This window comes from Enterococcus sp. S53, assembly GCF_016516865.1.
Classification (GTDB): domain Bacteria; phylum Bacillota; class Bacilli; order Lactobacillales; family Enterococcaceae; genus Enterococcus_D; species Enterococcus_D innesii.
Window position 1 is genome coordinate 274,930 of the sequence record NZ_JACVUH010000001.1, and the last position, 23,156, is coordinate 298,085.

Consider the following 23,156-nt stretch of genomic DNA (forward strand, 5'->3'; position numbering starts at 1 on the left):
GCGGGTCTTTTTCATTCTTGATTGGTAAAGAGCTGCTGTTCGACTAGCTTTTGGGTATTCATAAAATATACTCGTAGTTTTTTCCCATCCTTCTTTAGGTTAACCCACGTATATTTGCGCGTGCGGTGCAAATACCCAAAATGAACATCCGGCATCGCTGCTTTCAATCCGTCTATCGGCAGCTCCTTCAAGGCTGTTTCTGGTAAATAAAATTGTAAGCAAGCCGTGTAGTCTTTAAAGCGATCCTCTGAGTAATCAATTTCGAGGTGATTCCGAATATAAAAGGCATATGCCTCGACCCCATCATCTACAGTCAATTCCGGTTTTAATACGATATAATCCATCATGCGCAACCGCTCTTGATCAATCCAAGGAAAATATGCTTGTGCATTCAAGTAACCTTTTACCCGACGCTCCTGGTACTCTTCATTCACCAGGTCGAAGCTTCGAGTGACGAAATGTGTCGCGTTACGCTTAGTTGTCGGCTGCATCCGATCATTTTGGTATTGGATGGTTTGGATCAAGTGATCGCCAAAGGCGTATTCAATATATGGTTCTCTTAAAATACCGACGCCGTTATCCCATGTCAATTGATCAATCCCAGTTTGATCACGAAACAAACGCTGGTAAGAAAGATTCAACTCGTGATCCCACTGAAATGGATCGCGATACAATTCCACCATCACGATTCCTTGATCTCTCACTTGGACTTGCTCAACTTGTTGCGCATCCGTAATGATCACCTGAGGAATGATATGCGCGTAGAATGCCGAAAAGTACATTCGCCAGCAAGAGGTCAGTGTATAGCCATTGTAAAAAACATCGTAACCAGAAAACTGATTGCAGTCGATGACGATTTCTTGTTCAAAATTTTTCCGCTTCGGTAACGCGTTGATTTCAGCAATCGATTGAAAATTTTGTCTTTTCTCGATTCGCTCGACGTTATGCATCAAGTACTCGTCATATGAACGCAAATAGCCGAACAAGCCATCTCTTTGCATCGTTTCATCGAAGTAACTTAAAATCACTGGTTTTTGCGTGGAAAATACGTCTTTTGTAAACAGATGTCGTTGCAACACTGCTTCTTGAATGACATGGATACTGGACTCATTTTGGCCATCCGTCACAATAATTTCTGTATTGATTTCTTCAGGGGCATTATGCAACAACCGACTGATTTCATTAAAATAGTAGGGTTTCTTTTCTTGCTGATTGTAGTAATATTCCGTCGGCTGATAGCTAAGACGAACCAAAGTGAACCAATTCTCAATCAACAAACGCAACTGTGATGCTTCCATTTGTGTCGATTGTAGAAAGCCATAGATTTTTTCAGTTTTGATCATCGCTATCCCTCTTTTCTATCCCCTTTCTTTAATTATAGTAAAGGGAGAAACGATTGAACACTATTTCGCTTTTTTTTGATGAAATCTCACACCTTTCGTGGTAAACTAAAGGCGCTTGGAGGTGAACCTATGGGCTTAAAATTCCAACGAGAAGACTCGCTAGATAAAATGTTTGATGATTTTGCCTTTCTTCCCGATAACGATAAGGACAATAAAAAGGAACAAAACGATATTGAACGTTTCTTAAAAAACGAACCTGATGATGAGGAAAAAACACAAACAAAAGATAGTAAGAAAGCAGACTAATAAAAAAGGCAAAGGACGCTTCCGTCCCTTGCCTTTTTACTTATGCGAATAGAAAATGAGCCACTGAGTCTACTTAAATGCAACAATCAGAATTGGCATCTAACGATTTCCTTATAGCTCTTCATACATCATGCTTTGACGTAAGCGCACCAAGCCAATGGTCAACAAGCAGAGAATAAGGAAGACGGCTACTAAGATCGTCATCACGAAGATCACCACAAAAATCGGTGAATTTGTAAAATGAATCATTGGTTCAAAGATAGTGGTCTTGATCAAGTCAGGGATCTCCGAGGCTAAGAGTTGTTGAATCGCTTGGTTAAAATCTTCCGTGGTTGAATTTGATGGCAAAACAGCCATAAAATTCCCCACACCATAATTGGCAACCCCAATCCACGCAATTGCAACATTCGCTAGAGCGAGCCAGCCAATGCCAAGATTACCGACAACAATCGAGCCGACAGCAAGATTGCCGATCCCAACTAAAAAGCCAAAACAGAGGTTCCCTATTGCAATAACACCGGTGCTGACTGTCCCAATCCCTACCATTCCGAAGGACAATAAGCCAATCGATAAAAAACCTAAGCTGACAATTCCCAAAGCAATACCCCCTTTGGCTTTGACACCAAGGCTGAACCAGCCGCTGGCAGTTGGTAACTCTTTTATCAGAACAAAAAACTCTCGAACACTCGTCACTTGATTCAGTAATAAGAATAAATTGGGAATCAAAATGTGCATTAACGGAAGCCGCAGAACCATCCGTTCACTTTTGTATTCATAATAATAGGTTTCTTTCTTTTCTTTTAGTAACTCTTCCACTGGTGTCCCTAGTAAATCGGCTAGATGAACCAATGTCTCGATATCTGGCAATCCATTCCCTCGTTCCCATTTTGAAATGGCCTTATCAGAAACAAATAACCTTGCAGCTAATTCCTTCTGAGTTAAGTTATGCCTTGATCGATACTCTTTTAGTTTTTTACTCAATGTTTCATGCATTCGACCACACCTCCTTGTTACAAGTTTAACAAATAACAAGGAGATTTTCGCTAAAATTGGGCAAATTTAGCACTCTACGCTACGTAGAGTAGCATAAATCAGCTAATTTCCACTATAAAATGGGAAAACCGAAACGAGTGACTTCCTCGCTTCGGTTTCCGAATTAATAATTATTTTATTGCTGCTTCAATCGCTTTCCAGGCTTCTTCTTTTCCTTGTTTGGTAATAGAAGAAAATAGGATAAACGTATCTGCTGGATCAAAGGACAATGCTTTTTTGATCATACTCTCGTGCTTGTTCCATTTCCCACGAGGAATTTTATCTGCTTTGGTAGCAACCACGATCACCGGGATCTCATAATACTTTAAAAATTCATACATTTGAATATCTTCTTGAGAAGGTGCATGACGTAAATCAACCAAAGATACTACTGCTCGCAGCTGCTCTCTTTGTTCGAGGTACGTTTCAATCATTTTCCCCCATTTCGCTCGCTCGGTTTTCGATACTTTTGCATAGCCATAGCCAGGGACATCGACAAAATGCAGCGTATTTTCAATCAAATAAAAGTTCAACGTTTGGGTCTTCCCCGGTTTTGACGAGGTACGGGCTAAGTTTTTACGGTTAATCAATGTATTGATAAAGGATGATTTACCGACATTGGAACGCCCTGCTAAGGCAATCTCCGGTAAGGGTGTGTCTGGGTATTGTGCTGGTGATACAGCACTGATGACGATCTCAGCATCATGTACTTTCATTAAATCGCTCCTTTTCATTTTTTTTCAAAAAGAAAGCCGGATAGCAATGAAACTATCCGACTTGGTCTCGATTAGACTGCTTTTTTGGTCTCTTCATTGTAAATGATTTTTGGTTCGCCAAGTCCTTTCGCAGCTTCTTCCGTAATAGTGACTTTTTGAATCGACTCATCAGAAGGAACATTGAACATGACTTCCATCATAATATTTTCGATGATCGAACGTAATCCACGAGCTCCGGTGTTTCGCTCAATTGCTTGCGCAGCAATCGCACGTAAAGCCTCTGGCTCAAATTCGAGTTCTGTATTATCTAATGCCATCAATTTTTGATATTGTTTGACAAGGGCATTTTTAGGTTCAGTCAAAATATGCACTAAATCATCTACCGTCAATTTCTCTAAAGCAGCCATCACTGGCAAGCGACCGATAAATTCAGGGATCAAACCGAATTTAAGCAAGTCTTCAGGAATGATCTGTTGCATCACGCTCTCGCCTTCTTCAAGACGTTTGTTGTTTGTACCAAATCCAATAGTTTTTTCACCTAAGCGGTTTTTAACAATTGTTTCGATCCCGTCAAACGCCCCACCAACGATAAAGAGGATATTGGTCGTATCGATTTGGATCATCTCTTGATGCGGATGTTTCCGTCCACCTTGAGGCGGCACACTAGCAGCGGTTCCTTCTAGGATCTTCAATAAAGCTTGCTGAACACCTTCACCAGAGACATCACGAGTAATCGATACGTTTTCACTCTTACGGGCGATTTTATCGATCTCATCAATATAGATAATCCCTTTTTCGGCCATCTCTACATTATAATCAGCAGCTTGTAACAGTTTCAAAAGAATATTTTCCACATCTTCACCGACATAGCCGGCTTCTGTCAAACTAGTTGCATCAGCGATTGCAAATGGCACATTCAGAGAACGTGCTAACGTTTGTGCTAAGAATGTTTTCCCTGAACCCGTTGGTCCAATCAAGCAAATATTGCTTTTTTGTAATTCTACATCTTCAGCTGTCGTTTCTACATTGACCCGTTTGTAGTGATTGTAAACCGCTACAGCCAATGTTCGTTTGGCACGATCTTGTCCAATCACATATTCATTGAGAACATTCAATAGTTCTTGCGGTTTCGGCACTTCAGTAAATTCCCGAACTGCTTCTTCGTAAAACTCTTCATCAATGATTTCTTTGCACAAATCGATGCATTCATTACAGATATAGACCCCAGGACCTGCAACGATCTTTTTCACCTCTTCTTGTGTTTTTCCACAAAAAGAACAACGAACAGCTTCATTACCGTTTGTATTATCGTACATACTGTTCACCCCTTGAAAATTTTCCAACCTATTTAAAGGAGTGGAATTTGGTTTACTAACTTTGCAGTCTTAAACAATCATATCATAACTTTTTTGAAAGAAAAAGTTCTTTTTACTTTGCCTAATGTTTTCTTATCATTTGTTAGTAATTCCCAAAATCTCCATTTTTACTCCCATGAAAAAACGGCAAACACCGGTAGATGTTCGCCGCTTTTAAGAGTTTTGCTTACGCTTCTTTTGCAGTACCTGTTACAAGTTCAACTGCTTTTTTCATTGTGATATCATGTTTCAACATGTCTTCTGTTAAGACGCGTTTGATTTGATCCACCGGCATGTTGTAAGCTTCAGAAAGTTCTTTGATTTCGTTTTCGATATCTTCTTCTGTTGCTTCCAAACCTTCTGCTTTAGCGATTGCTTCGATGACAAGGTTTGTTTTCACGCGTGTTTCTGCTTCGCCTTCGAATTGTGTGTGCAGATCAGCTTCAGTTGATCCAGTTAATTGATAGTACATTTCTGGTGAGATTCCTTGACGTTGCATGTTGTTTAAGAATTCATCCATTGAACGGTGAACTTCGTCATGCACCATTGAATGTGGTAATTCAACGATTTCTGCGTTTTCAACTGCTTGACGAATTGCAGCTTCGTCTTTTGCATCTTCTGCTGCTTTTTCTTTTGTTTCTGTCAATTCAGCACGGTATTTTTCTTTTAATTCAGCTAATGATTCAACGCTGTCATCAACGTCTTTTGCGAATTCATCATCTAATTCAGGAAGTTCTTTTGCTTTGACTTCATGAACCGTTACTTTGAAGACTGCTTCTTTACCAGCTAGATCTTCTGCTTGGTAATCTTCTGGGAAAGTCACGGTAACGTCTTTGCTATCGCCAGCTTTTGTTCCCACTAATTGTTCTTCAAAGCCAGGGATGAATGAGTTTGAGCCAAGTTCAAGTGAGTAGTTTTCACCTTTGCCGCCTTCAAATGTTTCTTCCCCTAAGAAGCCTTCAAAGTCGATAACGACTGTGTCGCCATTTTCAGCTGCTTCGTCTTCTTTGATAACTAATTCAGCTTGTGCTTCTTGTTCACGTTTGATGCGTGCATCCACGTCTTCTTCTGTTACTTCACGGTCTTGTTTTTCAACTGTTAATTCTTTGTAATCACCAAGTTTAACTTCAGGTTTTACAGTAACTTCTGCTTTGATTACCCAATCTTGGCCTTTTTCCATGCTGTCAACGTCGATTTTTGGTTGCGCAACAGGATCGATCCCTGCTTCTTTTACAGCAGCTTCATAAGCTTCTGGAAGAACAGCGTTCAATGCATCTTCATACAACGCTTCTTCGCCATACATACGGTTAAATACTTGGCGTGACACTTTTCCTTTACGGAAGCCAGGTACGTTAAGATTGCCTTTCACTTTATTGAATGCAGTCGTCAAGCCTTTTTGGATTTCTGCTTGAGCGATCGTAAATGTCAAAACACCATCATTGGTGCCTGTTTTTTCCCATTTTGCAGTCATTTATTTCCCTCCGAATATTAATTGATTTACATATGAAATAGCTTCATGCATACCTTTAAATAGTACACTAACGTTGTTTAATTGTAAACATTTTACCATGAAAGTTGCGAATTTTTCTTTCAGCGAATGCTCAATCGTAGGATATTGCGCAAGTGTCGTTTGCGCTCTTCTATTTCATTCGCTGCTTTTGGCTGTTCTTTTTCTTCAAATAACCCGCGATAATCTGCAACGTAGCTTGCCACCCACGCTTTTGCCTCTTCTTTTGCTGGTAAAAATGGGTAGCTGATAGCTAAATGATCATTGATTTCTGCTGAGACACTTTCTGCTAAAATCGGATCCTCTTGGGCGATCGTTTCGTCAATCTCTTTCTTGATCGCCTTAACAGCGTCATCCTCTTGCAAAAGTTTCACCTTTTTCGGAACGATCTGCCGCATTTGACCAAGATAATCGATCAAATCAAATGGTTCGTCTACTTCTAAACGCACCAGCTCATCCACTAATTTAGGCAGTAAATACGGATTTTTGATGGAAGCCAGCGTTTCATGCATCAGCGTGACAAATTGTGGTTTAGTAATGGCTTGGGTAAAAACGTGCCATTCTGTTGCACTCACCGGTTGATTGGCTTCGTCCAGTGCACGTAGATGCTTGCGTTTCCCATGAAAATCTTCCAGCCCTAAAATTTGCTGCACTTCTTCTACTTTAGCTAATTCACTTGCTAACTGTTCCTGGTAGCGGCTCGCAATTTTTGTTTTTTTACCTAATGTAAGCCAGCGCCGAGCTTTTAAATACTGTCCATCCAAGATCAGCAGATGACCAATTTGTAAATACCCATCGGTTTCTTTTAGATAGTCATCCAAATAGTCTTCCGCCAGATCTAACGCTTTGGCAAAATCATTCAGCTGCTGCAGACATTCAACCAGCCATTGATTGATCTCAAAATTGGCGTTTTTTTGATACAGTTCATTGTACAGGCGAAAAGCTTGCAAAAACTCTTTTGACTGGTAGGCTTTTTCTGCCGCCAGACGAAGCCGTTCATTTGGTCCTGGGAAATCAATCGTCTCACCCATTCACGATCCCTCCTTTACTACTTGCTTGATCTGCTGGTTAGTTCTGTGCACCAACCATTACATGATTGGCATCTACCTGTTTATTAAAGGCTTTGATCAGATTGATGGTCACCACACTCGTCTCAGCAAAATAATCCGCAGCTTGTTGCTTATTTTTATTAAAAATGATTGGCAGGTAACCGAGATAAAAGAAAACATTGAATTGCAGCACATAGCGCCCGCAAAGTTCGCGGATCAAGACCGTTTGCCAGCTGAGTTCTTCTTCTACGAAAGAAATAACGCGGATGCCAAAGAGCATTTTCCCAATAGTTTGGCCATGATTCAGCTTTGTCATCAGAACAAAATAGCCGAGATAGATCGCTAAGGCACAGATGTTGTAAAGGCCAAACCGCTGGTTAGTTGCCGTTAGATTCGCTAGATTATAGATACTGCCGATCGTTATTTGCGTGATTGCCCGGATCACTAGAAGATCCACTAAAAAAGCAAACAGACGGATCCAAAAACCGGCAAAAAAGTAACTAGGAAAGTCATTAAAGAACCGTTTGTCTTCGGTCTGTTTTTCAGGTTCTTCAAAATGTTGCCACGCTTTTTGTCTTTCTTCGATCTCGCTTTGGGTATACTCTTCTTCTTGAAAAGACGTCAAGACTTGTTGATAAAAATCATCGGGATGGTTTACTTGTCCGTTTCTCATCGCTTTGCTGGCGTTTACTGGTTCGGTTGTTTCTGAAACCTGTGCTTCAGTTGGCACATCCGTTTGACCGGTTGCCGGTGTGGAGGGTTCCCGCTGTTCCCTTTGATCGAATGGCATACTTGTGTGATTGTCATCCGTTGACGATGCGCCAGCGGAATACTTGTTTTTCTCTGTCATAGTTATTCACCTCCATAGTAATAAAGAGGTTTAGGAGCATCGCTGGTTCCAAGGCTTTCCATCAATTGGATCACTCGCTCTGTGTTTGATTCTTTTAATCCTTGCAGTTCGGCTAAACTTGAACCTAACCAAGTAGAAGCAAATCCAGTAGATGAAACGTCATAGCTGAAAATCTCGGCATCTTCCAAGCCTAGATCTGCTTGCATTGCTGCTAATGTATCTTCAGGAAAGCCGATTTCATCTACTAAGCCAACAGACACTGCTTGCTGACCATCATAGATGCGGCCATCAGCGATTTTTCTGACAGCTTCTTCTGTCATGCCACGTCCTTCTGCTACGATTTTAACGAACCGACCATAGGCATTGTCGACATAAGTTTGCAAGACTTCTTTGTCGGCTTCTGTTGGTTCTCTCGTTGCTGAACCTACATCTTTTAGTGCACCACTTTTATACGTATTGTCTTCGATCCCTAGCTTTTCGAATAAGCCGGCATAGTTGAGCCCTGACATGATCACCCCGATTGAACCGGTAATCGTTTCATCCGTTGCAAAAATTTTATCAGCACCTGCCGAGATATAATAACCGCCACTAGCTGCCATATTTTTCATGCTGACATACATCGGAATCCCTAACTCTTTGATTTTTGCTAACTCACGAGCAATCTCGGCACTTTCATAGACGCCGCCTCCAGGGGTATTGACTTCCATCAAAATGCCCCCAATAGTTGGATCTTCTTGGATCATCCGTAGTTCTTCTAAAAACCGCTGATGATCATAAGATTCTGTCGTGAATAAGCCGCCACTGGAGCTGCTGGCGATCGTTCCTTCTAAAGATAAGCGAACGATGCGATTGTCTTGATCTCCGGCAACTAACGTTGTCTCTTCGATCGCATTACTTCCATAGAACAAAGCATTTAACCCTTGCAGCGTCTGAGTTTCCTCTTGCTCTGGACGATTTGTGATTGCTGAAAAAATCCCCGAGCAGATAAATAACCCTGCTGCGATCGCCACTGCGATCCATCTTCTTTTATTCATTTTCCCACCTAACTTTTCACCTTTCCCATAATTAGTATAGATTTTTAATGACGATCACTGCTTCTTCGTCTCCAACCGCATCAAATTTTCCACTTTTTTCAGCTAACACATAGCCACCAAAAAATTCCTTTGTTAGTTCATCCTGGACTTCGAATGTTTGCGCGGTTTCAACGGTGACTGACCCGGGCAAAATTTCTTGCAAGCTGTCCCAGCCCGTATCCAACATGACCTTTGTTTCATCTGAGACATTAGGATCTGTTTCTATCGAAGCTACCATTTTCTTTAGCTCTGAAAAAGTCATACAATTTACAAATTCTGGCATTTCATTCCCTCACTTTCTTACTTTTTTATTGTATCGAACTTAAAAAAAAAAACATAGCTTTATGAGGAAATTTCTTGGGAATCTTATTCGACAAAGCTATGTCAGCTGTTTTGATTCCCTTTAGACAGGTTCAGATCAGCCTTACCAATAACTATACCAATTATTTTTATATAACTTTCAGTTGACAGAAACAGGAATAGATATTATGATATTGCTTGTATTTCTATAAAATATCTCACAAGGAGGATAGATAGACCAATAAGGATAGCGCCTGATCTGGAAACAGATGACGAGGAAAGAGTTTATCGAAACATTCGGCGGATGACTCTAGGGACTGCACTCTACAGGCAAGAACAAATCTCATCGCAAGATGATGACAAAGACTTGCTACGCAGATAGAAATACATAATGTCAAACTAAATTTTTTGAAAGTAGGATTATCATTATGTGTGGAATTGTAGGAATCGTAGGAAAATCAAATGCAGAACGGATTATTTTGAACGGATTGGAACGCTTGGAATATCGTGGCTATGACTCAGCAGGTCTTTATGTCGCTGATCGCACTTCAGATCATTTAGTGAAAGCCCAAGGAAGAATCAAAAACTTGGAAGAAAAAGTGACTTCTGAAGTAACAGGAACGATCGGTATCGGACATACCCGTTGGGCGACCCATGGCAAACCATCAGAAATGAATGCTCATCCTCACACTTCAGCAAACCAAGCACTCGTTTTGGTTCATAACGGTGTGATCGAAAACTTTGAAGAGCTTCATCAAGAATATTTAAGCAACCACCAGTTTGAAGGTCAAACAGATACCGAAATCGTTGTTCATTTGATTGAAGTGTTGAAAGAGCAAGACAACAGCACGACCAAAGCAGCCTTCAAAAAAGCTTTGTCCTTGATTCGCGGCTCTTATGCCTTTGCTTTAGTCGAAAAAAATGATCCAGAAACCATTTATGTTGCCAAAAACAAAAGTCCTTTATTGATCGGTTTGGGAGATGGATTTAATGTCATCTGTAGTGATGCCTTAGCAATGCTTGATCAAACGACTCATTTTGTTGAGATCGAAGATGGCGAAATGGTGACCGTAACCGCCGATGCGATCGAAATCGAAGATCCAAAAGGAAACCTTGTGTACCGTGAATCTTATGAAGCACAACTAGATCTGACTGACATCGAAAAAGGAACGTACCCTTACTACATGTTAAAAGAAATTGATGATCAACCAACCGTCATGCGCCGCTTGATCCAAGAATATCAAGGTGAATCCGGCGAAGTGGTGATCGATGCAGCGTTAAAAAATGAACTTTTAGCGAGCGATCGGATCTACATCATTGCTTGTGGTACCAGTAATCATGCTGGTTGGGCAGCAAAATCCATTTTAGAAAAACTAACACAGATCCCTGTTGAGGTTCACTTATCTAGTGAGTTTGGTTACAACATGCCATTGTTGTCAGCAAAACCCTTCTTCTTGTTCTTATCACAAAGTGGTGAAACGGCAGATAGCCGTCAAGTATTAGTGACGATCAACCAGTTAGGTCTTCCTAGTCTGACGATTACCAACGTTGCTGGTTCTACTCTTTCTCGAGAAGCGAACCATACCTTGTTGCTTCATGCTGGTCCAGAAATCGCTGTTGCCTCTACAAAGGCGTATACTGCGCAGATCGCAGTGATGACGTTATTAGCAAAAGCCATTGGTGATGAAAAAGCCGTCCCTGAAGCATTGGACTTTGATGTCTTCCATGAACTAAGCATCGTTGCTTCTGCAATGGAAGCTCTAGTAGATGAAAAAGCTGTTATTAGTCAATTTGCTGAAGATTTCTTATCTGATACCCGCAACGCCTTTTATATTGGTCGTGGGAATGATTACTATGTATCGATGGAAGCGGCATTGAAATTAAAAGAAATTTCTTATATCCAAGCGGAAGGTTTTGCGGCTGGTGAATTAAAACACGGCACCATCGCGTTGATCGAAGAAGGTACACCAGTGATCGGTGTGATCACGGAAGAAGTGACCGGCTCTCATACGCGAGGCAATTTAAAAGAAGTTGAATCTCGTGGGGCTCATACCCTTGTGATCGTTAGCCAAGAATTAGCAAAAGCGACCGATCAAATCATCTTGCCAAACGTCCACCCATTGGTAACCAGCTTAGTGGCAGTCGTTCCAACGCAACTGCTAGCATACTTTGCTACTTTACAACGTGGATTCGATGTTGATAAACCAAGAAACTTAGCAAAATCCGTTACGGTCGAATAAGTTTTTTAAAAGATTAAAAGCAAATTGATTAGACTCTACAAAATAAAAAGACCGGCTAAGTGGATCTCTCGATCTTACTTAGCTGGTCTTTTTCCCTTGATGCTTGCCCAATAAATACAAAAAGACTTTTAAAAAACTAGCTCCACTTGTTGAAACCGCGACTTACCTTAAATGAGCACCCTTCATTCCGGTGATAATTAGGACGATCCTTTTTCACTTTTTTCTGACTAGCAACTGAAAAAAAGACGATCAAAGCCTTCCTCTGATCGTCTTTTTTTCGTTTAATTATTCCGCACCGATTTCTTCTCGAACGACCGCTGCGATTTTTTCTACATAATAGTCAACTTTTTCAATCGTTGGCGCTTCCGCCATCACCCGAAGCAATGGTTCTGTTCCGGAAGGACGAACTAAGATGCGGCCTTCACCGTTCATTTCTGCTTCTGTCTCTTCTACGATTTTACGGATTGCAGGAACATCCATCGCACCATTCTTATCAGTCACCCGAATGTTGACCAGTTTTTGTGGATAGATCGTTACTTCTCCTGCTAATTCAGACAATTTCTTTCCTGTCTGTTTCATGATATTCAATAGTTGGATCCCCGAAAGCAAGCCGTCTCCGGTCGTATTAAAATCTAAGAAAATCATATGTCCAGATTGCTCGCCACCGAAATTATAATCATTTTTACGCATTTCTTCTACGACATAGCGATCACCAACTTGTGTGATCACATCTTTCAAACCAATGGCTTCGACTGCTTTATGGAAGCCTAAGTTACTCATGACCGTCGTAACGATCGTTCCTTGGTTCAAGCGTTTTTGTTCTGCTAAATATTTTGCACAGATATACATAATTTTATCGCCATCAACAATGTTCCCTAATTCATCAACTGCAATGACCCGATCACCATCTCCATCAAATGCAAGACCAGCATCTGCACCTTTTTCAACGACGAACTCAGCTAATGCTTCGGGGTGCGTTGAACCAACACCATCATTGATGTTCAATCCGTCTGGGGAAGTACCCATCGTGAAGAATTCTGTTTCTAGATCGGCAAACAGTCGATTGACACTGGTAGCTGTTGCGCCATTTGCTGCATCAACGCAAACCGTGATCCCTTCCAAATCGTCAGGAATCGTTTGACGTAGAAATTGAGAGTATTTCAATAACCCTTCTGGGAACTCATCCACCGTTCCTAAGCCATCGGCAGAAGGTCGCGGAAGTGTGTCTTCAGGCGCATCAAGCAATGCTTCAATTTCAGCTTCTTGTTCATCAACTAATTTAAAGCCATCATTTCCGAAGAACTTGATCCCATTGTCTTGTGCGGGATTGTGAGAAGCAGAAATCATTACACCTGCGCTTGCTTTTTGTACTTTCGTCAAGTAAGCCACTCCCGGTGTGGAAATAACGCCTAGCTGGAATACTTCGATCCCAACGGATAATAGACCAGCAATCAATGCGCTTTCTAACATCTGTCCAGAAATCCGTGTGTCCCGCCCAACCAATACGCGAGGACGACGGTCGCCGGTTTCGTGCTGACTTAGTACATAGCCGCCATAACGACCCAATTTAAATGCTAATTCAGGTGTCAACTCCTTATTCGCTTCTCCTCTAACACCATCTGTACCAAAATATTTTCCCATTTTAATAACCTCTCTTATTCATTCTCTACAGTCAAACGACTAAGGACTACTTGTCGTTGTGCTGCTTGCGGAATTCTCTGTTTGCTCGTTTGTCGTGTCGACTGCCGAAGAATTATCTTGAGAATTCTCACTATTCTCTGCTTCATTGCTATCATTGTTTGATTGATTCTCCGTAGTAGTTTGTGCAACTGGTGTGATTTGGATCGTCACGACCGTCGGATTAATCGTCGTCCCATCAGGCACTGGAATGGTTACTGTCCGTTCCGTCGTTGTCGTGATCTCACTAACGTCCACCGGCACACCAATCTGCTGTGTTTCATCCAAGATACTTTGTGGTCCTGTCAAAACGGCACTAATACTGCTCATGCGGTAGATATAATGGGAGACCCCTTCTGGTGTCGTCCCTTGTTGCGTAACAAACAACTCAATTTCTTTACTTGGTGCTTCCATCATCAAGGCAACATCTACCGAATCAGGGTCAGCGATGATCGCTAGTGGATTGTTGTCACTATCCCATGCTTCGATCGTTCCACTGACAGTGATTGAATCACCTGTGATATCATCGGGATTGACGATTGCTACCACTCGGTCGATTTCCGCTAACGTTTGATCGCCGGTCGTGATTTCTACTTTCTGCGGATCGACACTCATTGAATCGACGCCGTAGCCGCTGGTTGCTCCGTCGGTGGAGATGACGGGTTCAACGGTAAAGGTTTGGGTGACTTTTTTCTCGATCGTCACAGTGACTGTTTTTGGTTCGATTTCAGCTGTGACACTTGAACTAAGATTTTTTACTTCTAAAGGGACCTCGTGCGTTCCTTCATCGAGACCAGTCAAATCAGCTACGACTCGAAAGCTCCGTGTTTCCTCACTACGTTCTGCATTCAATTGTACACGATTTCGACTAGATAAGGTCACATCCACTGTTGTTTCAAATCCTTGGATGAAGTATTCATCCGTATCGTAGGTGGTCTGAATCGGTACATTATCGATCTCTTCCTCATAAGGATTTGATGTTGCCGCAAGATTGACTTGCAGACTTGATCCGCTGGCAATGAAAAACAGAACCAGACTAAAGAACAGCGCTAGTATACCATAAAATACGTTTTGACGACGTTCTTTCTTGATCATTTTCTTCCTCCTTTGTTGACCCCTTCAAAGAAAGATTGCAGCAAGTTGCGTTTACCAGGTTTTTCTTCCGGCACTAATTCGCGATTCAACACGTCAAGATACTCTTGGCGAGAAAGTTCGGTCAACATGCGATTATTTAGCGTAATACTAACATCACCGGTTTCTTCTGAGACGATAATAGTCAATGCGTCACTGACTTCTGAAATCCCGACAGCCGCTCTATGGCGTGTCCCGAATTCTTTCGGAATCAGCGGACTTTCCGACAATGGCAAGTAGGCACTAGCAACAGCGATCTTATCATCTCTTAAAATGACTGCGCCATCATGAAGCGGTGTATTGGGAATAAAAATATTGATCAGCAATTCACCCGTAACATCCGCATCTAAAGGAATCCCGGTTTCGATGTATTCTTCTAATCCCGTCGTCCGCTCGATCGTGATCAACGCACCGATCTTTCGTTTAGCCATATATTGAACAGCTTTGTCTAACGCTTGGACCAAAACTTCATCCCGTCGTTTTTCATTCTTAGAAGTCTTGAAGAAAGAGCTGCGTCCGAGATGCTCTAACCCTCGTCGAATTTCTGGTTGGAAAATAACAATTGCAGCAATCACACCATAAGTGATGACTTGATCCATCAACCAAGATAGCGTCTTTAATCCTACAATACCTGCCAAAAACCTTAGAACAATGAACAGGCCGACTCCTTTGAATAACTGGATCGCTTTTGTGCCTCGCACAAGCTGGATCAGCTTATAAACCAAGTACCAAACAACGATCACGTCTAAAACATTTACTAAAAATGACCAAGAAAATATATCAAATGAGAGCAATTCTCTCCAATAATCTAAATTAAAAAAATCCCTGAAATTTATCAACATAAACAGCCTTCCTTTATTCTTAAGACTTCAGATAATAGTATAACATAGGACTTCTTCAAAGATTTGAAAAAAAACAAATTTATGAAAAAGTTTTGAAAAAATAAACAGCTCTTTTACTTAGTTTACCATTATCCTGAAATCATTGTTTGTCAAAGGTCTTCGAAGATTTCATCTAAGGAGTCATCGGTACCCATTTCATAGAAAAAAAACAAACGACCCTGAAAAAACAGCACAAACCGTTTTTCAGGGTCGTTTCTCCGCAATCGATTGATTCCTCAAAGAGCGATTAAGACCACTTAGCTTACTCTTGCTGACGGCGCTTCGCGCGTGCCGCTCGCCGCGCAGCCCTTTCAGCTAACTGTTCTTCGCTTAGGGTCTGTCTTTCTCTACGCACACGAGTCGATTTTACAGCCGATGTTTGTTCCGGGTGACCACTTTCCACTGGGCTATTTTCGTCCGTAACGTCTGTTTTTTCAAGTTTTGCTCGTATTTTTTCTTCTTGACCTGCTAAACGGGCATAGTTATAGAAACGAGTTTTGGCATCTGAAACGGTTTTTTCAAACAATGCTTGCGCCGCATTGGGGTTGGCACTGTGTAAAGATGCAAAACGAACTTGGGTCTGCATAAAGGCGGGCATTTGGTCAAATGCCGGCTTTTTGAAATCAAGGGTCATTGGCTGTTTCCCTTTTTCTGCCAGAAGCGGATTATAGCGGTAGAGACTCCAATACCCCGATGCAACTGCTTCTTGTGCTTCCTTCAAGGATTGACGCATTCCACCAGCAAGACCATGAGTGATACATGGTGTATAGGCAATAATGATTGACGGCCCAGGGAATCGCTCGGCTTCTTCAAAGGCTTTGATTGTTTGCATTTGATTGGCACCAGATGCGATTTGTGCGACATAAACGTGGCCATAGGTCATCGCCATCATTCCCAAGTCTTTTTTGGAAACAAACTTGCCACTCGCAGCGAATTTAGCAATTGCCGAAGTCGGTGTTGCTTTAGAGACTTGTCCCCCTGTATTAGAATAGACTTCATTATCTAACACGAGAATGTTGACATCTGCACCAGAAGCGAGGACATGATCAATACCACCAAATCCGATATCGTACGCCCAGCCATCCCCGCCAATCATCCATTGGCTTGGCTTAACGAATAAATCTTTCTCCTTCAAGATTGGAGCCAGCTGCGGAGTATCGAAGACTTCCACTTCTAAGGCGGCGATCAGTTTCGCTGCTCGCTGCTGGGTCCCAGCACTTTCTTCTCGATGAAAGTCCCAATCCTCAATCAAAGCCTGCAATTCTTCTGATACAGCGGCTTTCAATGACTGCAACTGGGCTGCTAATTTCTCCCGTCTCGTTTGATTGGCTAAGAACATGCCATAGCCATATTCGGCATTGTCTTCAAATAACGAGTTTGACCAAGCTGGACCTTGTCCTAAGTGATTGGTTGTATAAGGGGATACTGGTGAGGTTCCACCCCAAATCGAAGAACAGCCGGTCGCATTGGCGATCATCATGCGATCCCCAAACATTTGGGTCAATAATTTGACATAAGGGGTTTCCCCACAACCCGCACAAGCACCAGAGAACTCCAATAAAGGTTTATTGAATTGGGAGCCTAGGACCGTCCCAGGTTTTGCTGGATTTTCTTTTTGACGTAAAGTCATCGCAAAAGCCCAATTTAAAGCTTGTTCCTTTTGTTCTTCGTAAGGACGCATCGTCAAAGCTTTCCCTTTGGCGGGGCAGGCTTCCACACAAAGACCGCAACCTGTACAATCTTCAACGGAAACTTGAATTCGATATTTTTGCCCATTCGCGCCTCGCATCTCTCTGACGATAAAGCCTTCCGGCGCTTCGGCTAATTCATCTTCATCTGCCAAAAACGGACGGATCGCCGCATGAGGACAGACAAAGGCACACTCATTACACATGGTACAGCGATCTGATAACCACTCGGGGACTTCAACAGCGATCCCCCGCTTCTCAACCGCTGTTGTCCCGACAGGAATCACCCCTTCAGTCATTTGATTCCGTACGAGGGTACCCACGCTTAGTTGATTGCCTTCTTGACGGTTGATGGGTTCCACGATTTCTCGCACAAATTGTGTTGTCGCAGTGGATGTCCTTTCCGGCACTTCGATCGTTGCCCACATGCTTGGAACAGGGATTTCTTGTAATAATTCGATGGTGCGATCAATGGCTGCTTGGTTCTTTTCAACGATCGCCATCGATTTGTGCCGATAACTTTTCAGCGCCTCTTCTTTTAAAATCGGCAAGATTTCCTCGGTCGGAATGATGTTTGCCAAGTAAAAGAAGGCTGTTTCCATCGCGGTATTGATCCGTCCACCTAAGCCAACTTCCATTGCCAACTGCATGGCGTTGATGGTATAAAAACGGATCTCGTTTTCAGCAAGATAACGTTTCATCTTTTTTGGTAGATTTTTTATGATTTGCTCTTGTGACCAAGTCGTATTTAACAAAAAGGTTCCGCCTTTTTTGAGTCCTTTCAGCAAATCATACGTATGCAAATACGCAGGCGTATGACATGCAACGAAATCCGCGTGTTCGATCAGATAGGTGGAACGAATGGGGGTATCCCCAAATCGCAGATGGGAAACCGTTAGACCACCAGATTTTTTCGAATCATAGTGGAAATAGCCTTGCACATATTTTCCGGTATGGTCACCGATGATTTTGATTGCTGACTTATTCGCCCCGACGGTCCCGTCAGAGCCGAATCCCCAGAATTTCGCTTGGAAGGTGGATGGATCAGTTAGATCTAGCGTTCCCTTTGATGGCAACGACAATTGCGTCACATCATCCGTGATTCCAATAGTGAAGCGTTTCTTTTGACTGGCTTTTGGCTTGAGCAATTCGTCATAGACAGCAACGATTTGATCAGGCGTCACATCTTTTGACCCCAGACCATAGCGTCCACCAATGATCGTCGGCCGCATCGCTGCATCATACATGGCACTTTGCACATCTAAAAGCAAAGACTCGCCATTGGCGCCAGGTTCTTTGCTGCGATCCAATACAGCGATACTTTTAACGGTAGCAGGCAGTTTTTCTAAGAAGACTTCTAATGGGAATGGTCGATACAAATGGATCGACAAGACCCCAACCTTGCGGCCTGAAGCGCACAGATGATCCACCGTTTGCTGGATCGTTTGCGTCGAGGAGCCCATCGAAACGATCACTTCTTCGGCGTCTGAAGCACCATAATAATCCACTAAATCATAGTTGGTTCCTCTTAAAGCATTGATTTTTTTCATGTAAAAACGAACGATCTCAGGCAATGTTTGATAATGCTGATTGATCGTTTCCCGCTGTTGAAAATGGATATCAGGGTTTTGATTCGTTCCACTCGTAGTTGGGTGATTCGGATTCATGGCTTTTTGACGAAAAGCAGCCAATTTTTCATGATTAACCAGTTGTGCGAGTTCTTCATAGTCCAAAACCTCGATTTTTTGAATCTCATGACTGGTTCGGAAACCATCAAAAAAATTTAAAAAAGGTATATTGGCTTCGATAGCTGCTAAATGAGCGACTGGCGCTAAATCCATTACTTCTTGAACACTGCTTTCCGCTAACATAGCAAAGCCTGTTTGTCGGGTGGCCATTACGTCGGTATGATCTCCGAAAATATTCAAGGCGTTGGTCGTCACTGCTCGGCTGGCGACATGAAAGACGCCTGGCAGCATTTCACCAGCAATCTTATACATATTCGGCACCATCAGTAAAAGTCCCTGTGACGCCGTATAGGTTGTCGTTAAGGCACCTGTTTTTAAAGAGCCGTGAACCACTCCAGCAGCCCCTGCTTCGGATTGCATCTCAACAACCTTCACCGGCTGCCCAAAAAGATTATGCTTTCCTTGAGCAGACCACTGATCCACTAATTCGGCCATGGTTGAACTAGGGGTTATCGGATAGATCGCCGCAAGTTCCGTAAAGGCATAGGAAATATAGGCAGCTGCCATATTGCCATCCATTGTTTTTCTTTTTCTCATCTATATAACTTCCTTTAATCATCATTTTGCACAATAAAACACAATTCATTATAGCTGAAAATTAAGGAATGTAAAAGCATTCCCAGTATAATTCTGTTAATTTCGTGAAACGAAATACATAGATTCTCGCTCTTTTTTCCTCTCATTTCACAGAGTTTGATGAAAAGACCTGTGGCTTTTCTTTCAATAGAAACTTCGGTAAACTAAGAGAAAAAGGAGGAATTTAAATGGATATTTCAATTATCAAAGCACAAGAAACAAATGCGGTAACAGGGATACATATCGGAGACCCGTCTGCAAAACCAATCGTAGAATTTATGAATTTGCGCTGTCCTTATTGTCGGCAATGGTTTGAGGAATCGTTACCGATCTTAAGTGAAGCTGTCGCAGCTGGGAAACTACGCCGTGTCATCAAATTATTTGACAAAGAAAAAGAATCCTTGCAACGAGGCAATGTGATGCACCGCTTTGTTTCTAGTACAGACCCACAAGCAACGATCGCTGAGATCACAAATATTTATCAAACACAAGACGAATGGGGTCATTTGTCTTTACCTGAAGTGGCAGAATATGCGAAAAATACCTTAGGGCTAGCTGAACAAAACCATCCTGCGATCGCCGGAGAAATTGTGGAAGAAGCGAAAAACGCCAACATTCAATTTGTGCCAACGATTATCTTAGGTGGGCACATTTTTGATGAATCGATCTCTGCTGAAGAATTAACTGCATTGATCAATGAATAACCTCTAACAAAAAAACAGGAGCTGATTTGACACTAAAATCCATGTCAAATGCAAGCTCCTGCTTTTTTGATTTCATTCACTACTTAGATTAACTCACTTGTTCACGCAAATGATCCGCAAATTCATTGATTTTGCGAATACGATGATTGATCCCTGATTTCGAGATCGCTCCTGATGGAATCATTTCTCCTAGTTCTTTCAAGCTGACCTCGGGATGTTCCAGTCGTAATTCGGCGATTTCTTGCAGCTTTTCAGGTAAAGCTTGCAAGCCAACTCGATCTTGAATAAATTCAATATTGTCGATCTGCTTCGAAGCAGCGTCGATCGTTTTGTTCATATTGGCGGTTTCACAATTCACCAAGCGGTTGACTGAGTTACGCATATCACGCACGATCCGCACGTCCTCAAATTTCAACATGGAATTGGTGGCACCGATCAGGGTCAAAAAATCAGCGATTTTCTCAGCGCCTTTCAAGTAAGAGATATACCCGTTTCTACGCTCTAATGCACGGGCATTCAATCCATATGCGTTTAGCATATCGCAAATATCTTGGTTATGCTCCTCGTAGATGGAATAGATCTCTAAGTGATAGCGGCTGGTTTCTGGATTATTGATCGATCCAGATGCCATAAAAGCTCCTCGTAAATAGGAACGCATTTTTTGAGTATTGCCCATGATCTCATCAGAAACATGGCTTTGAAACATCAGCCCGTCCATGATATCTAAGTCCAAAAGCACGCGCTTTGTCTCTTGCTTCAAACGAACGATGTAGACGTTATTCTTTTTTAATTTCATTTTGCGACGGACCAGCAATTCGCTGCGCACGTCGTAATGATCTTTTAGTAAAGAATAGATGCGTCTGGCAATCGCCGCGTTTTCTGTTTGAACGTTTAAAACAAATTGCTGGTTGTTGATACTTAATGACCCATTCATCCGAATCAAAGCTGCCAATTCTGCCTTGGCATGTTCGCGATGAACTTCTAATGCAGTCAATTCTTTTTTCACTTCTGCTGCAAAGGACATAAAAAAATCCCTCCTTTCTTAGATTTTGGCCCCGTAAACGATACGTAGAAGTTCTTCAATCACTTTATCTCCGTCATGAAAAACTCCGCCATCTCTAAGCTCCAGAAAGTCAGCTGAAATGACACGGCTGGCTTCTTCTCGCAGTCCTTGGAAATCGTGTTTCACTTGTACAAGATATTCATCATAAATCTCTGGGTCCATATACCCTTCTGGAACTTTCTCGGTATTAACTAACACCGTATCAATAAAGGGTTTGCCTAAATGCTTATGCAGGACCCGCACATGGTCGGCATCACTAAAGTGTTCGGTTTCACCTTTTTGGGTCATAATATTACAAATATAAACGGTTTCCGCTTGGGTTTCCAACATTGCTTGGCCAATCTCGCTGATCATGAGATTGGGCAAAATACTAGTAAAGAGACTACCAGGACCCAAGACGATCATATCTGCCTCCATAATTGAAGAAACAACTTTACGAGCTGCTTTCGGCTCATCATTATTTTCTTGATTACGAACAAAGACTCGATCGATTGTTTTGCGATCGACCGCTATCTTGGACTCGCCTACAGCTTCAGTGCCGTCTTTAAACACTGCATGTAAGACTAACGGCAGATCAGAGGAAGGAAAAACCCGTCCGTCGATATGCATGATTTTCGATAAAATCTGAATGGCTTCGTAGGTGCTGTTGCGCATTTCGGCAATCGCCGCAATAATCAAGTTCCCAAGGGCATGATTGGCTAAAAATTTGTCTTCTGCTTTAAAACGATATTGAAAAATATCGTTATACAGTTGCGGCATATCAGATAGAGCCGCCAAAACATTGCGCAGATCCCCCGGAGGTGAAATCGATGAGACCAAATTGCGGATTTCGCCGCTGCTGCCACCATCATCAGCGACCGTAACGATCGCTGTGATGTCAACACCTTGGTTTCGTAAACTTTTTAAAATGACTGGTAACCCAGTTCCGCCACCCACCACAACGATCTTCGGCTTTCTGATCCGGTATGTTTTCATTTTCATGAGCGATTCACCGTCTCTTTACGCTTATCTTTGTCACGATGGGTAATATTTACACGATAGTCTTCAGACAAAGTTGCCCCGATTCGCTCCGATAAAGCAACCGATCGGTGTTGCCCACCGGTACAACCAATGGCAACCGTCAAGCTGCTTTTTCCTTCCTTGACATACCCTGGCAAGATGGTTTGCAACAGCGTAGTAAATTGCTGATAGAATTCTTCCGTTTCCGGAAAAGACATAACGTAGTCATAAACCGGCTCATCTTTACCAGTTAAAGGACGCAACTCAGGAATGTAATGAGGATTTGGTAAGAAACGCACATCCATAACGATATCAGCATCGATCGGCAAACCGTACTTAAACCCAAAAGATACGATCTCAACACGAAAACCCGTCTCATGGGAAGCCCGAAACTCTTGATTGATTTTTTCTCTCAGTTGCCGTGGAGTTAACGTCGTTGTGTCGATAACGATACTGGCACGAGTCTTCAAATCATCCAAGATCGCACGCTCTTTGCGGATCCCTTCCGTAATTAAGCCATCCATCGCTAAAGGATGAGCTCTTCTCGTTTCTTTGTATCTTGATACCAGTTCATTGTCCGATGCATCTAAAAAGAGCATCCGGGTGTCGATAAAATTCGTATTTTCAATATCGATCAGCATACTCTGGATTTCTTCAAAAAACGATCTAGAGCGCAAATCGACAACTAAGGCAATTTTTGTCACTTTCCCTGATTCTTTGATCAGTTCCCAAAATTTAGGAATCAAGCTTGGGGGCATATTGTCGATACAAAAGTACCCCATATCTTCAAAACTCTGGATAGCGACCGTTTTGCCGGCTCCGCTCATCCCAGTAATAATAACCAATTCTAAATGATCCACTTCAGTCATAGGTAAAACTCCTTTCTGAAACAACTCTATTATATCATGCCGGGCGTAT

Annotated in this window: 19 protein-coding genes; 3 read left to right on the forward strand and 16 right to left on the reverse strand. The window is 42.2% G+C overall.

Translation table 11 applies throughout. From position 1 onward, the window contains the following. Positions 1–11: 11 nt before the first annotated feature. A complete protein-coding gene (locus IAE45_RS01395) occupies positions 12–1,343 on the reverse strand; it encodes a hypothetical protein (protein WP_200124625.1) in 1,332 nt (443 codons plus the stop codon). Between the two features lie 129 nt (positions 1,344–1,472). On the opposite strand from IAE45_RS01395, the gene IAE45_RS01400 reads away from it, so the two are divergent. After that, a complete protein-coding gene (locus IAE45_RS01400) occupies positions 1,473–1,649 on the forward strand; it encodes an SPJ_0845 family protein (RefSeq protein ID WP_200124627.1) in 177 nt (58 codons plus the stop codon). A gap of 111 nt (positions 1,650–1,760) precedes the next feature. Here IAE45_RS01400 and IAE45_RS01405 read toward each other — a convergent pair whose 3' ends face one another. The 8 genes from IAE45_RS01405 to IAE45_RS01440 all read right to left on the reverse strand — a co-directional run bounded on the left by IAE45_RS01405 (position 1,761) and on the right by IAE45_RS01440 (position 9,514). Beyond that, a complete protein-coding gene (locus IAE45_RS01405; RefSeq protein WP_200124629.1) occupies positions 1,761–2,642 on the reverse strand; it encodes a helix-turn-helix domain-containing protein in 882 nt (293 codons plus the stop codon). 170 nt (positions 2,643–2,812) lie between these two features. After that, a complete protein-coding gene (gene yihA / locus IAE45_RS01410) occupies positions 2,813–3,397 on the reverse strand; it encodes a ribosome biogenesis GTP-binding protein YihA/YsxC (RefSeq protein WP_077454549.1) in 585 nt (194 codons plus the stop codon). 71 nt (positions 3,398–3,468) lie between these two features. After that, positions 3,469–4,713: an ATP-dependent Clp protease ATP-binding subunit ClpX gene (gene clpX, locus IAE45_RS01415; RefSeq protein WP_200124631.1), complete on the reverse strand. Its 1,245-nt coding sequence runs from the start codon at positions 4,711–4,713 to the stop codon at positions 3,469–3,471. Positions 4,714–4,939: 226 nt separating this feature from the next. Continuing rightward, the gene (tig, locus tag IAE45_RS01420) at positions 4,940–6,223 is read right to left on the reverse strand and encodes a trigger factor (RefSeq protein ID WP_005225965.1); all 1,284 of its coding nucleotides are present in this window, start codon (positions 6,221–6,223) and stop codon (positions 4,940–4,942) included. Between the two features lie 119 nt (positions 6,224–6,342). Then, positions 6,343–7,290 carry a hypothetical protein gene (locus IAE45_RS01425; protein WP_140964819.1) on the reverse strand — a complete coding sequence of 316 codons (948 nt, stop codon included), beginning with the start codon at positions 7,288–7,290 and terminating at the stop codon, positions 6,343–6,345. Positions 7,291–7,327: 37 nt separating this feature from the next. Then, complete coding sequence (locus IAE45_RS01430) at positions 7,328–8,158, reverse strand: RDD family protein (RefSeq protein WP_200124633.1); 831 nt, start codon at positions 8,156–8,158, stop codon at positions 7,328–7,330. A gap of 2 nt (positions 8,159–8,160) precedes the next feature. Next, positions 8,161–9,192: a signal peptide peptidase SppA gene (gene sppA / locus IAE45_RS01435; protein WP_086292300.1), complete on the reverse strand. Its 1,032-nt coding sequence runs from the start codon at positions 9,190–9,192 to the stop codon at positions 8,161–8,163. A 31-nt stretch (positions 9,193–9,223) separates the two neighbouring features. Further along, positions 9,224–9,514, reverse strand: a complete 291-nt coding sequence (locus tag IAE45_RS01440; protein ID WP_200124635.1) for a hypothetical protein — start codon at positions 9,512–9,514, stop codon at positions 9,224–9,226. A 445-nt stretch (positions 9,515–9,959) separates the two neighbouring features. On the opposite strand from IAE45_RS01440, the gene glmS reads away from it, so the two are divergent. Continuing rightward, on the forward strand, positions 9,960–11,771 hold the full coding sequence (gene glmS, locus IAE45_RS01445) for a glutamine--fructose-6-phosphate transaminase (isomerizing) (RefSeq protein WP_140964823.1): 1,812 nt from the start codon (positions 9,960–9,962) through the stop codon (positions 11,769–11,771). Between the two features lie 285 nt (positions 11,772–12,056). Here glmS and glmM read toward each other — a convergent pair whose 3' ends face one another. The 4 genes from glmM to nifJ form a co-directional block, all read right to left on the reverse strand. Further along, positions 12,057–13,412: a phosphoglucosamine mutase gene (glmM, locus tag IAE45_RS01450; RefSeq protein ID WP_077454554.1), complete on the reverse strand. Its 1,356-nt coding sequence runs from the start codon at positions 13,410–13,412 to the stop codon at positions 12,057–12,059. A 39-nt stretch (positions 13,413–13,451) separates the two neighbouring features. Further along, positions 13,452–14,543 carry a CdaR family protein gene (locus IAE45_RS01455; RefSeq protein WP_200124637.1) on the reverse strand — a complete coding sequence of 364 codons (1,092 nt, stop codon included), beginning with the start codon at positions 14,541–14,543 and terminating at the stop codon, positions 13,452–13,454. Beyond that, on the reverse strand, positions 14,540–15,421 hold the full coding sequence (cdaA, locus tag IAE45_RS01460; RefSeq protein WP_005235688.1) for a diadenylate cyclase CdaA: 882 nt from the start codon (positions 15,419–15,421) through the stop codon (positions 14,540–14,542). Before cdaA ends, IAE45_RS01455 begins: the two co-directional genes overlap by 4 nt. Before the next feature lie 301 nt (positions 15,422–15,722). Then, positions 15,723–19,433 (reverse strand): pyruvate:ferredoxin (flavodoxin) oxidoreductase, encoded by a 3,711-nt coding sequence (nifJ, locus tag IAE45_RS01465; protein ID WP_200124639.1) that lies wholly within the window; start codon positions 19,431–19,433, stop codon positions 15,723–15,725. A 227-nt stretch (positions 19,434–19,660) separates the two neighbouring features. On the opposite strand from nifJ, the gene IAE45_RS01470 reads away from it, so the two are divergent. Continuing rightward, positions 19,661–20,176, forward strand: coding sequence for a DsbA family protein (locus tag IAE45_RS01470; RefSeq protein WP_200124641.1), 516 nt, complete (start codon positions 19,661–19,663; stop codon positions 20,174–20,176). Positions 20,177–20,264: 88 nt separating this feature from the next. Here the strand turns inward: IAE45_RS01470 and whiA are convergent, their stop codons facing one another. The 3 genes from whiA to rapZ are packed head-to-tail and all read right to left on the reverse strand — an operon-like array spanning position 20,265 to position 23,107. Beyond that, entirely contained in the window at positions 20,265–21,200 is a 936-nt protein-coding gene (gene whiA / locus IAE45_RS01475; protein ID WP_005235679.1) for a DNA-binding protein WhiA, read from the reverse strand. An 18-nt stretch (positions 21,201–21,218) separates the two neighbouring features. Next, positions 21,219–22,220 (reverse strand): gluconeogenesis factor YvcK family protein, encoded by a 1,002-nt coding sequence (locus IAE45_RS01480; RefSeq protein ID WP_077454412.1) that lies wholly within the window; start codon positions 22,218–22,220, stop codon positions 21,219–21,221. Further along, positions 22,217–23,107 (reverse strand): RNase adapter RapZ, encoded by an 891-nt coding sequence (gene rapZ / locus IAE45_RS01485; protein ID WP_077454413.1) that lies wholly within the window; start codon positions 23,105–23,107, stop codon positions 22,217–22,219. Before rapZ ends, IAE45_RS01480 begins: the two co-directional genes overlap by 4 nt. Positions 23,108–23,156 lie beyond the last annotated feature (49 nt).

Coding starts and splice junctions, on each gene's coding strand:
- IAE45_RS01395 (WP_200124625.1), bottom strand. CDS start 1,343: ATGATCAAAACTGAAAAAATCTATGGCTTTCTACAATCGACACAAATG.
- IAE45_RS01400 (WP_200124627.1), top strand. CDS start 1,473: ATGGGCTTAAAATTCCAACGAGAAGACTCGCTAGATAAAATGTTTGAT.
- IAE45_RS01405 (WP_200124629.1), bottom strand. CDS start 2,642: ATGCATGAAACATTGAGTAAAAAACTAAAAGAGTATCGATCAAGGCAT.
- yihA (WP_077454549.1), bottom strand. CDS start 3,397: ATGAAAGTACATGATGCTGAGATCGTCATCAGTGCTGTATCACCAGCA.
- clpX (WP_200124631.1), bottom strand. CDS start 4,713: ATGTACGATAATACAAACGGTAATGAAGCTGTTCGTTGTTCTTTTTGT.
- tig (WP_005225965.1), bottom strand. CDS start 6,223: ATGACTGCAAAATGGGAAAAAACAGGCACCAATGATGGTGTTTTGACA.
- IAE45_RS01425 (WP_140964819.1), bottom strand. CDS start 7,290: ATGGGTGAGACGATTGATTTCCCAGGACCAAATGAACGGCTTCGTCTG.
- IAE45_RS01430 (WP_200124633.1), bottom strand. CDS start 8,158: ATGACAGAGAAAAACAAGTATTCCGCTGGCGCATCGTCAACGGATGAC.
- sppA (WP_086292300.1), bottom strand. CDS start 9,192: ATGAATAAAAGAAGATGGATCGCAGTGGCGATCGCAGCAGGGTTATTT.
- IAE45_RS01440 (WP_200124635.1), bottom strand. CDS start 9,514: ATGCCAGAATTTGTAAATTGTATGACTTTTTCAGAGCTAAAGAAAATG.
- glmS (WP_140964823.1), top strand. CDS start 9,960: ATGTGTGGAATTGTAGGAATCGTAGGAAAATCAAATGCAGAACGGATT.
- glmM (WP_077454554.1), bottom strand. CDS start 13,412: ATGGGAAAATATTTTGGTACAGATGGTGTTAGAGGAGAAGCGAATAAG.
- IAE45_RS01455 (WP_200124637.1), bottom strand. CDS start 14,543: ATGATCAAGAAAGAACGTCGTCAAAACGTATTTTATGGTATACTAGCG.
- cdaA (WP_005235688.1), bottom strand. CDS start 15,421: ATGTTGATAAATTTCAGGGATTTTTTTAATTTAGATTATTGGAGAGAA.
- nifJ (WP_200124639.1), bottom strand. CDS start 19,433: ATGAGAAAAAGAAAAACAATGGATGGCAATATGGCAGCTGCCTATATT.
- IAE45_RS01470 (WP_200124641.1), top strand. CDS start 19,661: ATGGATATTTCAATTATCAAAGCACAAGAAACAAATGCGGTAACAGGG.
- whiA (WP_005235679.1), bottom strand. CDS start 21,200: ATGTCCTTTGCAGCAGAAGTGAAAAAAGAATTGACTGCATTAGAAGTT.
- IAE45_RS01480 (WP_077454412.1), bottom strand. CDS start 22,220: ATGAAAATGAAAACATACCGGATCAGAAAGCCGAAGATCGTTGTGGTG.
- rapZ (WP_077454413.1), bottom strand. CDS start 23,107: ATGACTGAAGTGGATCATTTAGAATTGGTTATTATTACTGGGATGAGC.